The organism is Thalassoglobus sp. JC818, assembly GCF_040717535.1.
GTDB lineage: Bacteria > Planctomycetota > Planctomycetia > Planctomycetales > Planctomycetaceae > Thalassoglobus.
Window position 1 is genome coordinate 505865 of record NZ_JBFEFI010000003.1, and the last position, 18033, is coordinate 523897.

An 18033-nucleotide genomic window follows, 5' to 3' on the forward strand; every position below is an offset into this window, starting at 1 on the left:
TTCACCGCGTCAAAAACATCGAGTCTCTCGAACGGTCATGTGAAGTACTGATTGAAGAGAGAATGCGGAGGCAAACTCAGAAGTTCGAACAGCGTCGAGTGACAAGTTCATCTCACAATCGTTGGATTTCTGATTCGCCTTCCGGTGAGCGTCGACAAGACAACGCACATTGAAGTTCGAAGCACATTGATGTGCGACAGAGTAAGAGAAGCCAGTTTCGAATGCTCTACAACCAAATAGGTTGAGGTAAATTATGGCGAAGTTTGACATCAAGAAGTCTGCGATCAATCACGTCGAGAAAGTCGTTTTCGGGATTGTGGTGGTTGTCGTTTTGATGGGATTGATCGGAACCCAGTGGAGTCCATATCAGGGAACTCCGGGGGAAATCCTTCAACGTGTCAACACTGGCGAAGTGAATCTTGCCGGTAATCGATGGCCGGAAGAGGAGCGAGAGAAGTTTCAGGATACTGAAACGGATCCGGTTGTTGATGGGACACTCTACGCCAGCGTCGATCCCCGACCTTGGGAGCTGAGCGAACGAATGTTCAAACTGGCTGAAGGGCAGGATGAACCTGTTCGCGAACCAGAACTCGATGCTCCAGAGTCACTCATCGCAACATCGAGCCGAGTCTTTCTCAGAATGGCTGATGAGCCAGAGAGTCTCTCGGAAGAAGAAGAACTTGCTTCACTGTCCACTGAAGAAGAGCCTGAAGACAGCATCTTCGGTGACGAACTTGCCGAACGACCTGCCGGAGCTGGTGGGTTAGGAGGCGGATATCCAGGTGGATACGACAGTGGTCAGGCTCAAGGCTATGGAGATCTTGCCATCGAACTGGGCTACAACGGCGGGTACGACGGCGATTACGACTCAAGTTACGGATCATCCTATCCGGGCGGATACGGCGGAGGAGGTTACGGCGGTCCTGGTGGTCCCGGTATGAGTGGCCCGAGTCTGCCAAAACAAAACGGACAGGGCTATCACTTTGTCGCAGTCCGAGCAGTCTTTCCTCTTTGGGATCAGATCAAGAAGTTCGCAGAAGCGACCAACACGTCAACACGAATGGCGGCCGCTCTGTTCCAGATTGTTGACTTCGAACTCGAACGTCAAATGCTTCAGCCCGATGGAAAAACCTGGGGGCCTTGGGAACCGGTCGACATCAATGTTGCTTTCGATGTCTTGGATAACGTTGCTGGTTTCGAACCCGATGTCGTCAACAGTGTGATTACCAACAGCGTGATCACGATGCCGCTTCCAATGCGTATCTCTGGAGCTTGGATTAATACAGCCACACACGAACGAATTAAGAACTTCGTGTTGAGCAAAGACGAGATGGAAATCGAACTGAAAATGAACGAGGCGTTGCTCAAAAAGCTCGCTGATTCAAAGAAGCAAATCGTGGAAACACGTGTCAAACGAGGAGGCTTCAATGACTTCCAGTTTGATTCCGGAGAGATGCAAAGCCAGTTGATGGGATATGGCAACCCATACGGTGGTGGAGGTTATGGGGGCGGATACGGCGGAAGTGGATATGGTGGCGGCTACGACGGCGGCGGCTATGACGGAGGTGGATATCCAGGCGGATACGGCGGAAGCAGCTTCGGAGGAAGCGGTCGACGCGGAAGAGGCCGCAACAAGTCAACCGAAACCAATCCGACAATGCAGACCCTCGTCGATGAGATCGCTGAAGGTGCTGAAGACGAAACGGCTACCAAGAAGAAGATTGAAGAGTGGATCAATGGTCGACTGTCCGCAGTTGGTCAGCTGTTGTTGTTCCGTTATTTCGATTTCAGCGTTGAGCCTGGACGGTCGTATCAGTACCGAGTCCGGTTTGTCCTTGAGAACCCGAACTTCGGAAAGCGAATTGCAGACGCAGGTGGACTGCAACACGTCGTCGAAGGGGAAACCCGTACGACTGACTGGAGTAACGTGACGGACCCAGTGCGAGTGGATGACGAGTTGATGTTCTTCCTCACAGAAGTCAGCAGCCCACGCAGTACTCGCGTTCTGCCAACTGCAAAAGTTGACGTTTACCAGTGGGATACCGAGTACGGAACCATGGTGAACCAGAAGATCGAAGTGCATCCGGGGCAGGATCTCGCAGGCACAGCCGATGCAGAAGTGATCGACCTTGGTGAGCAGACGATGGAGCAAGAGAAGTACACGTTCACAGCGGATACTTACTTGGTGGATGCTATCGAAGATTTGCGGATCGATTCCGACTTCCACTCTGGAGAATTGGTCGAAGCTTCTCTGCAGCTGAAACTGCCTCGTGGATATAGCGATCGGTTCCGTAACGACGGTCAGATCCTCGTCAAGAATCGCGACGGGATGCTTGAACGTCACGACGAGTCAGAGCAGGCCAGCAAGCGTGAGTACATGCAGAAGTACATGGAAGAACAGAAGAAGGTTTACTCTTACCTTGATCGTTCTGCGTTAGCTTCAAGTCCTTACGCCGGTGGTTATGGTGGCTACGGAGGAGAAGGCGACTACGACGGAGGATACGGTTCCGGCATGGGAATGTACGGAGAAATCGGAGCGACTGGCCGTCGTGATCGAAGCGTATTGAGAAAGCGTCGATCCGGAAGTTCCGGCAGCCGTTCACGCGGTACGGGCGGTACGTCCGGCTATCCAGGTGGACGATAAGGTTCGCGTCTTGTCGGTTTGAGCGAACTCGGAATAGAGTTCATCGAAAAGCAAGACGTATCGCAACTACTGATCAGTTTAAGGCCCGAGGGGAGTTCATCCTCTCGGGCCTTTTTCGTGAAGAGGAACACGCGACCGGGATTGTTCTCGAGTCGACCACGGTCTTCGTTGTCAAGTGTTATGCCCTGCTTGCTGGCTCGACTCAGAACGATTAGAAACTGTTCAGGTATGGCTGACGAATTCGTATTGGGTGTGACCAGAAGAATCGCATGTTTTCGTCTCGTCACATCGACTGATCACTCGATTGCGAGGGCGAAAGTCGCTCACAATCAAAAACGACCAGACTGCAGAGTTGATGATCTGTTCTTGAACGAAGGCAACTCGAATGAGAGGCAATAGCACAGTGAACATTCCAACGAGTCTTTTGCTACTCGTGATCTTTTCTGGAGTTTCCAGCCTCGATGCTGGCCAGGTGTTGACGATAGCAGGTACGGGAAAGACCGGGCATTCCGGAGATGGCGGTCCCGCAGCTCAGGCACAAGTCGGCAATCCCTTTGGCGTTGAGATCGGACCTGACGGAGCGTTGTATGTTTGCGAAGTTGATACGCACGTCGTGCGTCGGATCGACCCTTCCAGCGGAAAAATCACGACTGTCGCTGGCACAGGCAAGAAGGGTTACTCGGGAGATGGAGGATTGGCGACCGAGGCAGAGCTCAATGAACCGTATGAAATCCGTTTTGATTCCAAAGGGGATATGTATTTTGTTGAGATGCAAAACGCTGTTGTCCGAAAAGTCGATCAGCGCACCGCAGTGATTTCGACAGTTGCTGGAACCGGGAAGACGGGATTCTCAGGCGATGGCGGGCAAGCCGTTCAAGCTGAGATGAATCGTCCGCACTCGATCACTTTTGATGATCAGGACAAACTCTATATCTGCGATATCGGAAATCATCGCATTCGGATTGTCGATCTGGAAACCGGCGTCATCGAAACGTTCTCAGGCAACGGGATGAAGCAACCCACTCCGGACGGAAAGCACGTTTCCAATCTTCCTCTCAATGGACCACGTGCTCTTGATTTCGATGGAAAACAGAGCCTCTATCTGGCTTTGAGAGAAGGAAACGCCCTCTATCGGATCGATCTGAAGTCGATGAAGATTCATCACCTCGCAGGGACCGGACAGAAAGGGTATTCGGATTCTTCTTCAGCCAAGGAAGCGAAGTTGTCGGGCCCAAAAGGAGTGGCTGTCAGCCCGGAAGGAGATCTCTTTTTCGCCGACACCGAAAGTCACACGATTCGTGTTTATCGACAAGCGACGGGTCGCGTCGAAACTGTCGTGGGTGATGGAATGAAAGGTGATGGACCGGATGGAGTTCCAAGCCATTGCCGACTCGCCCGCCCGCACGGGATCTGTCTTGCAGAAGATGGAAGCATCTACATCGGCGACAGCGAGAATCATCGAGTCAGGAAGTGGATGAAAACAGAACTGGAATCAGCCCCGTGAATTCATCGCCGGACTCAACCGATTCAGACAACGCTCCTCAGTATCTGAAAGATTCGCGACAGAAGCAGTTTCTATCGGTCTTCAGCCGGGATGAAGCGAAGGAGCGGTTTACCAGCTATCTCAATTTAAAACCGCTCGGGAGTGAGTCTGTCAGTCTCGGTGAATCTCGCGGACGCATTCTCGCGAGCGATATCATTTCTCCGATCGATGTTCCAGGATTCGATCGATCTAACGTCGACGGGTTTGCCCTTCAATCGATTGATACAGCCAGTGCTCAGGAGGAGGACCCAGCGAGCCTTGTGATCAATGGAGAGTCCCTGCTACCGGGAAAGTCTCCGACCATCGTGGTCCGTCCGCAGACTGCGACACCGATTTCGACAGGCGGAATTGTTCCGCGAGGTGCAGACGCTGTTGTCATGATCGAAGACACGGATGTCGTGGATTCAGAATCTCCGCCGCGAATAGCTGTGACGCGTTCGGTGCCGCCGGGGAATATGATTTCGTTCGCTGGCAGCGACATCGCAAAAGGAGAAACGGTTCTCTGGGCAGGAACACCGATCACTTCGCGAGAAATCGGGGTGATGGCCTCGCTGGGACTGGAACAGGTTGCAGTTCGTCGTCGACCTCAGGTTGCCATCATCTCGACTGGTGATGAAGTTGTTGAGCCGGGGCAGCCGCTCCTATTGGGATCGGTTTACGATTCGAACGCTGCAATTCTCTCGGCTGCTGTTCAGGAGTGCGGAGGCGAACCAATTCTGCTCGGCCGTGTTCGTGACGATCAAGAGTTGCTGCGCGAGATTGTGAAACAGGGGCTTCAATACGATCTGGTTTTACTCTCAGGGGGAACATCAAAAGGGGCTGGCGATCTTTCGTATCAAGTTGTTCGAGAATTGCAGAACCCCGGAATCGTGGCTCATGGAGTCGCTTTGAAACCGGGGAAACCAATCTGTCTGGCTGTGACCAACGGAAAGCCAGTCGTGATTCTTCCCGGTTTTCCAACTTCAGCAATTTTCACATTTCATGAGTTCGTCGCGCCGGTCATTCGGCAGTTCGCAGGCATTCCAGAAACCGCTGCCCGCAAAGTTCGGGCTCAACTGCCTGCACGAGTTCATTCAGACAAAGGTCGAACAGAGTACGTCCTTGTCCGGCTCTTCGGTGATGCCGAGAGACGGTTAGCCTTTCCGATGGGCAAAGGGTCGGGTTCGGTCACGACGTTTTCCATGGCAGATGGGTTCGTCGTTATTCCTCAACACGTCGAGATTGTCGATGCCGGAGAATTTGTCGAAGTCAGTTTGATCGATGAAGAGATTCAGGCCAATGAACTCGTCATCATTGGCAGTCACTGTGCCGGGTTGGATCGTGTTGTCAGCTCGCTGCGGCAAACAGGTTGTGCAGTTTCTGTGATGCACGTGGGAAGCGAGGCCGGGTTGATGGCCGTCGAACGCGGAGAATGTGATCTCGCGGGAATTCATCTCTACGATCCACAAACCGGTCAATACAACACGCCGTATCTCAATGAGAACCTCGAGTTGATCGAAGGCTATCGGCGGATGCAGTCATTCGTATTTCGAAAAGATGATGACCGTTTCTCAGGAGCGAACAAAGACAACTTTCTTCGCAAGGTTTCCAAGCAGTCGGACTTGTCGATGGTCAATCGAAACTCCGGAAGCGGGACGAGAATTCTTATCGATCGGCTGATGTCAGAAGCAGGGATTCATCGACCTCCCGGCTATTCGATGCAAGTGAAATCGCACAACGCAGTCTCGGCCGCTGTGCTTCAAGGTCGGGCTGACTGGGGAGTTGCCATCCAATCGGTCGCAGAATCGTACGGACTGGAAACGATTCCCATTCGAAACGAGCACTTCGATTTCGTCGTCCGCCGCGAGAATCGACAAACTATTCCGATTCAACGGTTCGTCGCCGAACTTCAGAAGCCCGAACTACGCGCCAGCTTGCAGCAGATGGGGTACGAGTTTGTTACTGACAGCGAATGCAAGAATGAGTGAGTCTCAATTCACTCGATGACCAGGCGTTTGATTGTCGCTACGGATGAAGCGTTTCGCTCAAGCTGCGTTCGACTGCTCAATGGAATCTGCTTGACTGCAGTCGAGTAAATTCAGCAACAGCTGACACGTTGTTTCGGTCGCTCCCTGCTGTTCGGAGATGAGTTCTTTCGCTCGCTCTCCCATCGCGTGTGCATCGTTCGAGTTGGTAAGCGACTGTACGATAAACTCTTCAAGTTCTGAGGAAGTTGCCACTCGTTGTGCGGCATTCGCTTTGAGAAGCAGCTCGACGACTTGCCGAAAGTTTCGCGTGTTCGGACCGAAGCAGACAGGAATACCGTGAGCTGCCGGCTCGATCATGTTTTGTCCGCCGCGGTTGCCGAAGCTTCCACCGACAAACGCGACATCTGCCAATGCCCAGCAAGCTTTCAGTTCGCCGACAGTGTCGAGAAGACCAATAGCTGTTCGATGATTGTCAGAGGTTTGTTGCCGTGGTGATGATCGGCGGATGACGTGGAAGCCGCGTCGCTCGATCATCTCCGCGATTTCAGGACCGCGTTCCGGATGCCGAGGGACAATAATCAATCGGCTCTTCGGAAGCTTATCGAGCAGTCGCAGGTAAATGTCGAGGACCATTTCCTCTTCCGAGGCTTGCGTGCTTCCTGCGACCCAGACGAGTTCCGATTCCTTCAACTGAAAGAAGTCCCGCAGTTGCAGTGCGTTTGGATTGGATGGATCGATTTCGACACCATCGAATTTGATGGAACCAGTGACGTGAACGAGATCGCTTCGGCTCCCGAGTTCGACGAATCGAGTTCGCGTTTCTTCCGACTGCACTGCAACCAAAGAGAGATCCTGCAGCGACTGTTTGATCAGGCTTCGGATTTTCCGATACCCGCTAAAGCTTTGATCGCTCATGCGACCGTTGATCACAGCGACGGGAATCTTTGAGCGTGATGCTTCAGCGAGAAAGTTTGGCCAGAGTTCCAGTTCGACAAGGACGATCAGGCTGGGGCGAACACGCTTCAGTGCTTTGCGGGCGGTCCATGTGAAATCGAGTGGAAAGTAAGAAACGCGACAACCGGTGAGCTTTTCGTTCGCCACCTGAAAACCGGTTTCTGTGGTGGTTGTGACCAAGAATTCCAGCGTCGGGTTGAGCGATCTTAAGCCATCGACAATCTGCTTGAGCTGGATCACTTCGCCCACACTGACGGCATGAATCCAGATTAATGGGTGTGCGTCAGAGGTTCTGACCGGGAGTTCACCCCACAACTTTTGACGCCAGCCTTCACGGTATTTTCCGTAGCGGAATCGTCGATACAGAAGCCACGGCAGAGCGCAGAGAATCCCCGCAATGTAGACCACATTGAAGAGGATTCCTTTCACAACCGTGCTCTCAGCAGAAGAATTTTCGATCCTGCATCGCTCCAAGATGGAGTGATGCGTTCGTCCGTTGAGAACAGCATATTGGTTTAATGAAGAATCAGAAAGATCGTTTTTTGCTGGAGATGGAACGGATTCATCGCTTTCGAAGTTTGACCGACACGCTACAGTTGAACCTGTCAGCAAGAGGCGACGTTCTCGACCGGACTCCACGTTTCCGGAACTCGATCAATGATATAGCAGAGGTTTTGAAGCAAGATGTCCGAACTGTCCAAACGCCGAATTGGTGAACTCAATTGTCACATCTTCCCAGGAGATCGGACCGAGTTGCTTGTCGTGCTTTGTCATGGATTCGGAGCGCCCGGTGACGATCTCGCGCAGCTTGGTCACTATCTGAAGGGGATGCTTGGAGAAGATGGTGAGCGAGTCACGTTCGCCTTCCCGCACGCCCCAATTTCGTTGGGAGAGGGTGGTTTTGGTGACTCCCGGGCGTGGTGGCATCTTGACATGGAGCGGCTGAATCGAGCGATTTCATCTGGTGACTTCCGAGATCTGAGGCAGGAATCTCCGGCCGAACTTCCACAAGCGCGGTCGCTTCTCACTCAGACCGTGACCGAGCTCTGCACCGAATTGAATGTCCCCATCAGCCAAACTGTCGTCGGCGGTTTTTCTCAAGGTTCGATGCTGGCCACGGATTATGCGTTGCACTCGGAAGCCAAGCCCGCCGGGCTGATTGTCTGGTCAGGGACCATTCTGAATGAAGATGTCTGGCGGCCGCTGGCCCCGTCTCTCGCGAACCTGCCAATCTTCCAAAGTCATGGAACCACCGATCCGATTCTGCCCTTTGAAGCTGCTAAGTGGCTGTACAATCTCTTTGAGGAATCGGGAGCCGATGCCGATTTCCTCGAGTTCAATGGCCCTCACACGATTCCTCCAGAAGCAATCCAGAACGCGGCTGTCCTCATTAAAGATGTGCTCGACAAACTTTCAGCTCGTAGTTCGTGACTCGCGGAGTGCTACGAGTTCGTTTAAAGGTTTGGTCTCGGTCATGCATCGAAGCTGTCGCCCAGACTCAGTTGATTGAGGATTCGCAGGAATCGACTGCGAAAGATTGACAGAGAGCACTTTTCGTGGCTCGAATCCTGAGCTCGTTGACTCAACTGCGACAAGTGATTTCGATCCTGAATCTGGTGAATCGCAGCGACGAAATCATCCGGGTTGGTGCACAGAAACCCGTTTTTCCCGGATTCGATTTGCTCGCAGAATCCTCCCTTCCGATCCACAATCGGGACTGTCCCGCATCTCATCGACTCCGCGACAGTCCGCCCGAACGATTCTGAGATCGTAGGATGATGGTAGAGAAGTGCGTGCCAAGACCAGTATCTTGACCGTGCGGAGACGTCAGCAGTGATGAAGCGTGCGTTGCCCCGACAGGCATGTTGCAGCGATTCTCGTAGAGTCCCCGGAGCGCCAATAAACTCCCATTCCACGTTTTTGAAGCTTTCCGCGAGTCGCTCATAGAGAGGGATCAAGCTTTGTGGCCACTTTCGATCGTCGGGTGTGCAAATGCGACCGATGCGCAGGCTGGTTGCCGCGTTACGCGATGGATTGTCGGTGCGTTGAATCGGAATTGGAGTCGGTTGCCAGAGGACTTGAGTCGACTGAGGTGTCCGTTGATGCAGCCATTTCGAACATGCCAGATGAACGTCCGCCGCAGTCCGGGAGCCCATCGAGTGATGATATTGAATGCTGGGTGTCGATCGGATCTGCGCAACCCGATTTGGTGTCGAGTTGTGGAGGATCACTAGATCGACATTCAAATGGCGAATCATTCCGTCAGTGATTGACTTCGCGCTATGAAACTGGCAGTGCTGAAAGGCTTCAACGGTTCGCGAGTTCGGAGGCGAGAGAAAGATGACCGTGTGATCGACGTCGGGGAAGGCGAGAGTGATGGACCATGCGCACGCCGCCGTTCCCCCGCAGATTTCTCCGACGTTGCAGACTTGAGCGATTCTCATGAGCTGCTTTTGCTCGGTGAACAATTCCACTTCCTTTCGAAGTGGTTTCGATCATCGTTCCATTGTTGGGAGCGAGTTGGGAGGTCTTTCGTCGTCTGCTGACCCAGATGTTGAAGCGGAAGATTTTCAACCGTGCGAATCGCACCGTGGCCAAATTGAGCCAGGCAACGGCACTGAAGGTCGGTATCAGAAAAGTACAATTGAAGTTTCTCGTCAAAGCCGTTCAATTGAGCGAAGAACTCACGTCGAATCGCGAAGCACCACCCCGACAATAGCGAATCAATTTTCCATGCTTCACGAATTGAATCTGAAAGTTCAACGGCCGGACGTCGCTCGACACCAGTCATCACACAGGAATTGTCGGCGAGGGGATCAATCAGAGAGTCACACCAAAGGCCGGTGGTGATGACATCGTTGTTCAAGAATACGAGCATCTGGCCTCGTGCGAAGCGGGCTGCGAAGTTCCAGGACGAAGTCACACCGCTGCGGACCGGGCGACTGAGAATTGTGCAGCGTTCAATTTGAGCAGATTGCAGGGGAGCTACATCAGGCGATCCGCTTCCATCGTCCACGATCAGAATCTCAGCGAGATGCGGATGATGCTCTGTGAGAGATCGGACGCAGTTCAAGGTCAGGTCGCTGCGACCGAACTGCGCAATAATGATCGTCGTTTTGTCCACGTGGTTCTCCAGTCTTTCAATAGTCGAAAGACTGGTTGCGCAATGGTCGTCTCATCAATGCAGCGAGTATCACATGGAAGCGTCTGACAGTGGAACTCGAATCAGGACTATGAAGCGGACGAATTCGCTTCCAGAATCACAGCACTCGCCTGTCCCAATGAGGTGAAGTTCACATTGGCGAACAGCTTGTTTTGAGTGGGTTGATGTTCTCCCGAAACGACCTGAATTCCCAGCGAATCATCTGGTTCAGAGCAGTTCAGCGTTTGCGGAATCACTCCCTGATTCAATGCCAGCAGCGAAGCAGCGACTTCCAGGAATCCGGAAGCTGCTCCAGAGTTTCCGAAGTACCCCTTTAACGATGTTACGGGCATCTCGTGATCACCGAACATCTCTCGATAGCTCGCTGCTTCCGTCTGATCATCACGGACAGTGCCGAGACCGTGAGCATTAACGTGCCCAAGATCTGACGGTTGAACCTGCCCACGACGCATCGCTGAGTTGAGTGAGTTTGTGACCGCTTGACGGGTATCTGCGGTTCCATCGGGACGAGCGACACAGGACGACGCTCCAGCTAGGAACCGGCCGTAGATGGTTGCCCCTCGTGCGAGAGCGTGTTCTTCCTCTTCGAGAATCAGACAGCCAGCGCTCTCGGCGACAACTTGTCCATTCCGGTTGCGATCGAATGGTTTACAGCTTGCCGAGATATTGGCTTCGTCGTAGCCAAGTTCATCCAGCAGGCGGGCGTGCAGGGTTTTCACAGGATGCAGGCGTGTGCCTGTACCGCCCACGATCATGACTTCAGCGGCACCACGCTCGAGAATGTTCAACGCTTCCGTCATCGCCACACCGGCGGAAGCTTCGTCGATCGTTACAGAATTGTTTGGTCCTTGTGAGTCAGTGAAAATCCCGATGTGGCAAGCTGGCATGTTGGGGAGATACTTCAGCATCCACAACGGTTCCATCGCCCCCAGTCCGGTCCCACCCCATTCGCGGTAGTCAAACTCTCCGTCTTCAGAAACGCATTTTTTGCAAGCGTCGGCGAGACTATCTGGAGGGTAGTACATCAGGTTGGCGCCGTATTCGACGCCGATGCGCGAATGGTCGATTGAGTCCATATCGATCCCGGAATCGCGGAGGGCCATCAATGCCGCAGCTGCGCCCATCTGGACCTCTCGACACATCACTTTGATGCTCTTTTTCTGGTCCTTTTCCGTGAAGTACTCTTTCTTCAGAGACTTCTCGTTGAATTCCGGAATTTCTCCTCCGACACCATGAAAAGCGACATGGCGGTCTTCGGACTCGACCATCCCGATGCCCGACTGGGAGGCATTGAGCGCCGTCCAGAAGTTTTCACGTCCGATTCCAATTGGCGACACGACGCCAATACCGGTGACGACGACTCGTCGCTGCTTGGTCTGTGAACTCATTGCTGGAATTGTCTTAGATCTGTCTGCCAGGGAATTGTCAATGAATCCACAAACGCCGGACCTGGCGAACCAGCGTCTATCAATGTTATCGGTAATTCTGAGACTCGAAGCGGAGAGCCTGTCGCTCTTGCCGGCGTTCTCTCTTGATCTGTTGGGATCACCGTTTCAGACGGTCAACTCAGGAAGGGATTTCTGTGATTGACCGCAATAATCATCGTACTCTGACGATGTGATTTCCTTCAAAAGATTGCCATATCGGGAGCATCCCGGAAAGTTCTCCGGCTCCTCCCAAACAATTGTGCGAAATCAGAATAACTCGAATCGTAACGAGATGGTAATCAGCGACAACCTGTTATTCCATGCTTCCGCTGTCTCGCAGCCTCGGATCGGTCGCTTCCTGCAGCCCTTCGCCGATCAGATTGTAAGCCAAAACGGTGAGAAAAATGGCGAAACCGGGGAAGAGAATGAGCCACCAGTCTTCCAGATTCTGTCGGCCTGAGTTCAGCAATTTTCCCCAACTTGGGGAATTCGCCGGGCCGAAACCGAGGAAACTGAGGGCAGACTCGATGAGAATCGCAGCTGCAATTCCGAAAGTGATCGGCACGAGAACGGGGGCGAGGGCATTCGGAAGCAGGTATTTGAACATGATTCGGATGTGCCCGACTCCCAGGACACGGGCTGCCGAGACGAAGTCCATCGTTTTCAGCTTCAAGAACTCCGCCCGAGTCAGGCGGGCGATCCCCGTCCAGCCGGTCGCTCCGATAACTGCCATCATGTGCCAGATGGTCCGCTCGTTGATGACCGCGACGAGCGCCAGAATCAGAACCAGCGTCGGAATACACATCACGACTTCGATGAGTCGGCTGATCAGAGAATCGGTCCATCCTCCAAAATAGCCAGCGAGTCCGCCGAGAGTGATCCCGATAACTGAGGCAATTCCCATCGACACGAAACCGACAAGTAGAGCTGTCCGCGTTCCGTGAACCATCTGCGAAAAGACATCCGTCGCTTTCGAATCCGTCCCGAACCAGTTAATCGAATTCGGAGCGGAGCTTTGAGGTGTGCGTGGATATCCGGGCCACTCATCCGGATCGAGGGGACGATTCGGGTCGCTGAAGTGCAGCGGCCAGATCGCCCAGCTGTCAGGATCGTTTTCCTTCAAGTTGTCGTGATAGTTCCCGAAGAAGTTTTCGCTGAGGAAAGTTGCTTCGAATCGAGGCGAGTAGTAGCCGAGCATCGGGAAGTAGATTTCCCCTTTGTACTTGCACACGATCGGTTTGCTTCCGGAAATCGCCGGTGCAAAGAGGGCCACAATCGAGAGAAACAGCACGAAGCCCAGACTGAGCATCGCAAGTTTGCGCTGACGAAACTGCCGCCAGGCTTCTTTCCAGAAGCTTGGAGATTTCGGGATCGATTTCAGTTCCGTGATCTGTGGTTCCGTCATGAAAATTCCGAAGCACTGCGGGACAGGCAAAGCATCAGTGACTAGAGCAAGTTGCTCTTTCCGGTGCACTCACTTGCGCGGTCTCACTTAGAAAAAGCTGAGCTTGCTCGTGCGAGTGAGTGCAAACCAAGTTTGAGAATGTTCTAGTTATTGTCGAGTCGTACTCTTGGGTCGACGACTGCGTAAAACACATCCGCCAACAACTGGGAAATGAGAGTCATCACCGAATAAACGAGCGTGATTCCCATTACAACGGGGTAATCCCGTTCACTGATCGATTGGAGAAGTTCCAGACCCATTCCCGGCCAGGAAAAAATCCCTTCAATAATCACTGATCCACTCACGAGGGTTGGCAGCGTCAGTCCGACCAGCGTGACGAACGGGATGAGCGTGTTTCGAAAGGCGTGTTCCCACATCACGCGTCGTGGAGACAAGCCTTTGGCTTTTGCCGTCCGAATGTAATCCTGCCGAAGCACTTCCTGCAGGTTGGCTCGGACGAATCGAGAATCGTAGGCGAGGCTTCCGTAAGTCAGACAGATGACTGGAAGGAATGCATGCCACAGATAGTCGAAGATTTGATTGGCCGACGACAACGAGTTGTGATTGTTGCTTTGAATTCCCTCGAGCGGAAACCATTCCCAGTAAACCGCTAACCAGAGTTGAAGGAAGAGCGCTGCGACGAAACTCGGCAGCGAATAAAGCATGTAAAGAATCGTGCTGAGAATTCGTTCGTTCGTCGATCCGGCATTGGCTCCCGCGTAAATTCCGAGTGGAATGGACAGGAGAAAGGCCAGAAACAGCGACGGAACCGACAACAGCAATGTTGGTCCGAGCCGATCGTAGATGACACGCGTGACGCCAATTTTCTGTTTGTAAGAACGCCCCAGGTCGCCTTGAACAGCATTCCCCAACCAGTGTACGTAAGCGAGTGGCCACGGTTTGTCGAGACCGTAGGCTGCTTCGAGTTGAGCAATCCGTTCTTCGGAGAACTGAACTTCAGGATCCTGCAAGTCCATCGTGATCGGTGTACCGGGCATGTTCCGGATTAACCCGAAGATGATGAACGTGATAAGCATCAGTGTCACGACACCAATGGCGATTCGTCGAACGAGAAACGAAATCATGAATTCGACCGGCTAAGAGCGTACAGGCGGGCAGGAAATCATTATTGAGCGGTCGCCCAGATGGCGTCGAATCCGGGGGCATAGTGGTAGGGACCACGAGGACTGAATTTGTACCCGCGAAGTCTCTTATTGAAGGCGTAGAAAGCTCCGCGATAGAAGAGCCAGCAATAAGGCTGTTCTTCCCAAAGAATCTCATCAATCTCGCGGTAGTACTTGGCACGGACGTCGCGATCGAGTTCGACTTTCGCTTTGTCGAAGAGTTCATCCACACGCTTGTTGGAATAATGGCCGTAATTTCGTCCTTCGTCTGTCTTGAAGATGTTCTCGGTCGTCCAGGGATCAGTCCCGGTTCCCCATCCTCCAAACAGTGCCTGAAATTCGTGCTTAGAAGTTTTGTCTTGCACGACCGTAAACTCTGTCGGCATGACGTTGCACTTCACACCAATGCGGCTCAGTGTGTTTGAAAGCGAGTTGCAGACATCAACTCGCCACGGCTGGTTGGGAGTCAGCAACGTGAACTGGAAGGGAATTTTCTTCCCGTTGACAACCTTGTCGCGGATTCCATCCTGATCGGTGTCTTTCCAGCCCGCTTCTTCCAGAAGTGCAACCGCTTTCTTGAGGTCCTGTTTGTACGGAGTGCGTTCTTCTTCCGGGCCCATCCAGGAATCAGGATGAAACTCACTCGAGCAGGCAGGCCAAAGTCCATAAAGCAACGTGTTCAAGATGTAGTCATAGTCGACTGCATAGGCCATCGCTTTTCGGACGCGCAGGTCCGAGAAATATGGGGTCTTCATGTTCCAGCCGAAGAAGTAGTAGACCCACTGAGTTCCGCGAGCTTTCGTGTTGAGTCGATAGAAGTCGGGTTCGGTCGTCTGGTTGACCCATTGAGCTGGCTGGAGTTCCAGGTCGTCAATGTCTCCACGATTTAACGCGAGCAGTTGCGTGTTCGGATCGGTGATGACTTTGAATCGGACGGTTTTGAAGTGCGGCTTGCGGCGAACCTGCTCTCCATTGTGCATGTACCAGTCGTCTCGTCGTTCAAGAACGATTTCTGATTTTGAACGACTCTTGACTGTGTAAGGGCCGCCGCTGATCGGCTTTTGTTCCAACTTAATGTGGGCGTCGGAATCGGCCATCGTTTTGTCGTCTTTGATCGTCTCTTCATAGATGTGTTTGGGGATAATTGGAAAGTTGCAGTTCCAAACATTGGTCGCCAAAGAGTTCTTATGAAAGATGACGAAAGTGTGCTCGTCGTAAGCTTTGATTCCAAGGATGTCGTCCATCCCGGTCCGAACAGCGGGGATGGGAATCTCTTCGTCAAGGATTGTGTGGTACGAAAACTCGACATCATAAGCGGTGACTGGAGTTCCATCTGACCAGGTGATGTCATCGCGAATGACGACTTTGTCGAAGCGCATGTCCTCGCTGGTTTGCCATGAATCGACATATTCGGCGACAGCGAATGGGTCCATATTCCAGTCAAAGCTGAAGAAACCGAGACTGATCATACCTACAACATCAATCTCCACGGTTGAGCTTTGCATCAACGGATTCAGCGACTTTACTTCTGAAGGCAGATGGCGCACGATCTCAGTTGTAAAATCGGCGTCTTCATCCGTCGCATAGAGTTGGCCGAGGGCACTAATAATCTTCTCGTTGTTCTCGTCGGAGTCGTTTTTCAGCTTCAAAGCTTCTTCGACGCTGACTTCCGGAGGGTTTTCCTTCAGATATTCCCGGTAGAGCTCGAGAGAGTCGATCACCGGGCTGTCGACCCAGGTGACTTGCGTGTTGAGATCGTCGAGTGTGGCGGGCGGATCGAAAACCTGCTCCGGTTCCGCAGCAGCGATGGCTTCCGAAGAGATTGAGCCATCTGCGAATTCGGAACGAAGCTCAGCCAGCAGCTCCGATTTGAGCTCCTCTTTCATTTCGCCGAGGAGAGTCCTCAGCTGTTCCTCTTGTTTTTCCTGATTCTCAAGAACTTCCCGATAGTTCGGGGCCTTGGGGCATCCAGAGGTCAACATCACCGAGAAACACAGGAAAACCCGAAGCGAGTTCGAGGCCAGACGACTGCGCATGTGGCTTGCATCCTTTCCGACGACTTTTGCAATCCGTTGTTCGCTGATCAATTCCGTACTGACGGCGAGCGAGCTGTCACAGTATCGAACTGAGACGAATCATGAAACGGTTGTAAAGAATTCTGTCACACGCTGTCCACACGAACAAGCGTGAACACGACTCATAAACAGAAATGAAAACTCCTCAAACGTTTCGCGAAACACTTGAGGAGTCGAATCATCAAAGGCAGCAGTTACGGTGCTGCGGAATTATGGGAGTTCTTTGATCTGGATTTCACGAAACTCGACAGCATCTCCATGACCAGCGAATCCAAAGTGACCCGCTTCGAGATCTTTTCCCGGATGAGCCGAGTCAGCCATGTACTCGGTAATCTCGCTGAGATCGGTGTCGAGGATTTTGTTGCCGTTGAGTTCAACGACAATGCGTGAACCGTCGACGGTGACTTCCTGGTAGTTCCACTCACCAGCTTCTCGCAGATACCCTCTCGCAGCTGCGGCCATGCCGTAAGCGGAACCGTGATACTGCCGAGGATCAAGCTTTGCGTATTTCGGATGCTCGGAATCAAGAACCTGCAGTTCTGTCATTCCGGCGTAGGCTGGGTTTCCGCTTCCGGGGTAACGAATCGCCAAGCCATTGTTTCCGCCTTCAGGAATTTTGATCTGCAGGCTGACTTTGAAGTTCTTGTATTCTTTCTCGGTGAACAGATTCCCGCCGGTCTTCGGTTGGCAACGAATCGCTCCGTTGAAGACTTCGTAGTTGTCCGTCGCACCAGCCCAGCCGGTCAGGTCTTTTCCGTTGAAGATCGGTTCGAAGCCCTCTTCACGCTCCTCAATGAGAATGGCGGTCGCTTCTTCCGGAGTGAATTCTTTGATGGCAATGTTTCGCCACTGAATTTCTCCTCCGTGTGTCTGCAGCTGAATTTGTCCGGTCGGTCGCAAAGGTGTGATGCGTTCCTTGTCCCAGTAGTTTTCCATCAAGGCGTTCTTGACGACTTGTTCGCCGTTCAGCCAGACGCTTGTGCGAGCACCGATCTGACGAATTTTGAAGGTGTTCCATTCGCCGAATGGCTTATCCATCAGCTTGGACGGATCTTTTCCGGGAGTGCCGGCGGAGTTGTTCCAGAGACCTCCAGAGCCAAGATTTGCTCCGAGATTGAATTTTTTCTCTTCAGTCGAGTCCCAGATTTGGACCTGTGGAGAATTCTTGAGATAGATCCCGCTGTCGGCTGCGGGGACAGTTTTGTATTCGATGAGCAGTTCGTAGTCGCGGAACGAATCATCAGTGGTCAGATAAGCTCCATGTCCATCGTTGACGATCGCACCGTCAACAACTCGCCAGTGTTCTGCGACCGACTGATTCCATTCGTCGAGTTTGGCTTCCCGCTCAGCTTTGGGCATCGCCTCCAACTGATCAGGATTGAAGTGTGGCATCCCGTGCCAACCGGTGAAATCTTTTCCGTTGAATAGAGGTCGATATCCATCTTCGGCAGACACTGAACACGTCGTCGCCGATAGAACGGCACTGGTGATGGCGAAAAAGGCGATGTTTCGCAAAGCGGGACTCCTCAGTCTTGGTGAAAGACAAACGGGCGGGCGAGTCGATGAACGATTTTCACCGTACTTCGAGCCTGCAGCGTAGTCAAACCTGGGGCAACTTGCGACGCAATCGAACGCTTCAAGCTGTGTGAATTCGAGTCGGATCTGTCCAGATTGGTGTTGTGGCGATTCGAC

At 52.7% G+C, this 18033-nt stretch carries 12 protein-coding genes; 4 read left to right on the forward strand and 8 right to left on the reverse strand.

Features of this window, described 5'->3' with window-relative positions:
* Positions 1-253: 253 nt before the first annotated feature.
* From AB1L42_RS09850 to AB1L42_RS09860, 3 genes are all read left to right on the forward strand, one after another.
* Complete coding sequence (locus AB1L42_RS09850; protein WP_367053950.1) at positions 254-2644, forward strand: hypothetical protein; 2391 nt, start codon at positions 254-256, stop codon at positions 2642-2644.
* 385 nt (positions 2645-3029) lie between these two features.
* Complete coding sequence (locus tag AB1L42_RS09855) at positions 3030-4148, forward strand: hypothetical protein (protein ID WP_367053953.1); 1119 nt, start codon at positions 3030-3032, stop codon at positions 4146-4148.
* Positions 4145-6154: a molybdopterin biosynthesis protein gene (locus AB1L42_RS09860; RefSeq protein ID WP_367053956.1), complete on the forward strand. Its 2010-nt coding sequence runs from the start codon at positions 4145-4147 to the stop codon at positions 6152-6154. Before AB1L42_RS09855 ends, AB1L42_RS09860 begins: the two co-directional genes overlap by 4 nt.
* 57 nt (positions 6155-6211) lie before the next feature.
* On the opposite strand, the gene AB1L42_RS09865 is transcribed toward AB1L42_RS09860, so the two are convergent.
* The gene (locus AB1L42_RS09865; RefSeq protein WP_367053959.1) at positions 6212-7537 is read right to left on the reverse strand and encodes a 3-deoxy-D-manno-octulosonic acid transferase; all 1326 of its coding nucleotides are present in this window, start codon (positions 7535-7537) and stop codon (positions 6212-6214) included.
* A gap of 255 nt (positions 7538-7792) precedes the next feature.
* Between AB1L42_RS09865 and AB1L42_RS09870 the strand changes: the two genes are divergently transcribed.
* Complete coding sequence (locus tag AB1L42_RS09870; RefSeq protein WP_367053962.1) at positions 7793-8539, forward strand: phospholipase; 747 nt, start codon at positions 7793-7795, stop codon at positions 8537-8539.
* A 41-nt stretch (positions 8540-8580) separates the two neighbouring features.
* Here AB1L42_RS09870 and AB1L42_RS09875 read toward each other — a convergent pair whose 3' ends face one another.
* The 7 genes from AB1L42_RS09875 to AB1L42_RS09905 all read right to left on the reverse strand — a co-directional run bounded on the left by AB1L42_RS09875 (position 8581) and on the right by AB1L42_RS09905 (position 17847).
* Positions 8581-9552, reverse strand: a complete 972-nt coding sequence (locus AB1L42_RS09875; protein ID WP_367053965.1) for a glycosyltransferase — start codon at positions 9550-9552, stop codon at positions 8581-8583.
* Positions 9549-10232 (reverse strand): glycosyltransferase, encoded by a 684-nt coding sequence (locus tag AB1L42_RS09880; protein WP_367053968.1) that lies wholly within the window; start codon positions 10230-10232, stop codon positions 9549-9551. Before AB1L42_RS09880 ends, AB1L42_RS09875 begins: the two co-directional genes overlap by 4 nt.
* A 107-nt stretch (positions 10233-10339) precedes the next feature.
* Entirely contained in the window at positions 10340-11659 is a 1320-nt protein-coding gene (locus AB1L42_RS09885; RefSeq protein WP_367053971.1) for a beta-ketoacyl-[acyl-carrier-protein] synthase family protein, read from the reverse strand.
* A gap of 352 nt (positions 11660-12011) precedes the next feature.
* Entirely contained in the window at positions 12012-13103 is a 1092-nt protein-coding gene (locus AB1L42_RS09890) for an ABC transporter permease (protein WP_367053974.1), read from the reverse strand.
* Between the two features lie 143 nt (positions 13104-13246).
* On the reverse strand, positions 13247-14227 hold the full coding sequence (locus tag AB1L42_RS09895; protein WP_367053977.1) for an ABC transporter permease: 981 nt from the start codon (positions 14225-14227) through the stop codon (positions 13247-13249).
* 41 nt (positions 14228-14268) lie between these two features.
* Positions 14269-16302, reverse strand: coding sequence for an ABC transporter substrate-binding protein (locus AB1L42_RS09900; RefSeq protein ID WP_367053980.1), 2034 nt, complete (start codon positions 16300-16302; stop codon positions 14269-14271).
* A gap of 249 nt (positions 16303-16551) precedes the next feature.
* Positions 16552-17847, reverse strand: coding sequence for a DUF1080 domain-containing protein (locus AB1L42_RS09905; protein WP_367054823.1), 1296 nt, complete (start codon positions 17845-17847; stop codon positions 16552-16554).
* Positions 17848-18033: the final 186 nt, after the last annotated feature.

Excerpts from the sequence above, each read along its gene's own strand:
- AB1L42_RS09850 (WP_367053950.1), top strand. The coding sequence starts at position 254 with ATGGCGAAGTTTGACATCAAGAAGTCTGCGATCAATCACGTCGAGAAA.
- AB1L42_RS09855 (WP_367053953.1), top strand. The coding sequence starts at position 3,030 with ATGAGAGGCAATAGCACAGTGAACATTCCAACGAGTCTTTTGCTACTC.
- AB1L42_RS09870 (WP_367053962.1), top strand. The coding sequence starts at position 7,793 with ATGTCCGAACTGTCCAAACGCCGAATTGGTGAACTCAATTGTCACATC.
- AB1L42_RS09875 (WP_367053965.1), bottom strand. The coding sequence starts at position 9,552 with ATGAGAATCGCTCAAGTCTGCAACGTCGGAGAAATCTGCGGGGGAACG.
- AB1L42_RS09885 (WP_367053971.1), bottom strand. The coding sequence starts at position 11,659 with ATGAGTTCACAGACCAAGCAGCGACGAGTCGTCGTCACCGGTATTGGC.
- AB1L42_RS09890 (WP_367053974.1), bottom strand. The coding sequence starts at position 13,103 with ATGACGGAACCACAGATCACGGAACTGAAATCGATCCCGAAATCTCCA.
- AB1L42_RS09895 (WP_367053977.1), bottom strand. The coding sequence starts at position 14,227 with ATGATTTCGTTTCTCGTTCGACGAATCGCCATTGGTGTCGTGACACTG.
- AB1L42_RS09900 (WP_367053980.1), bottom strand. The coding sequence starts at position 16,302 with ATGCGCAGTCGTCTGGCCTCGAACTCGCTTCGGGTTTTCCTGTGTTTC.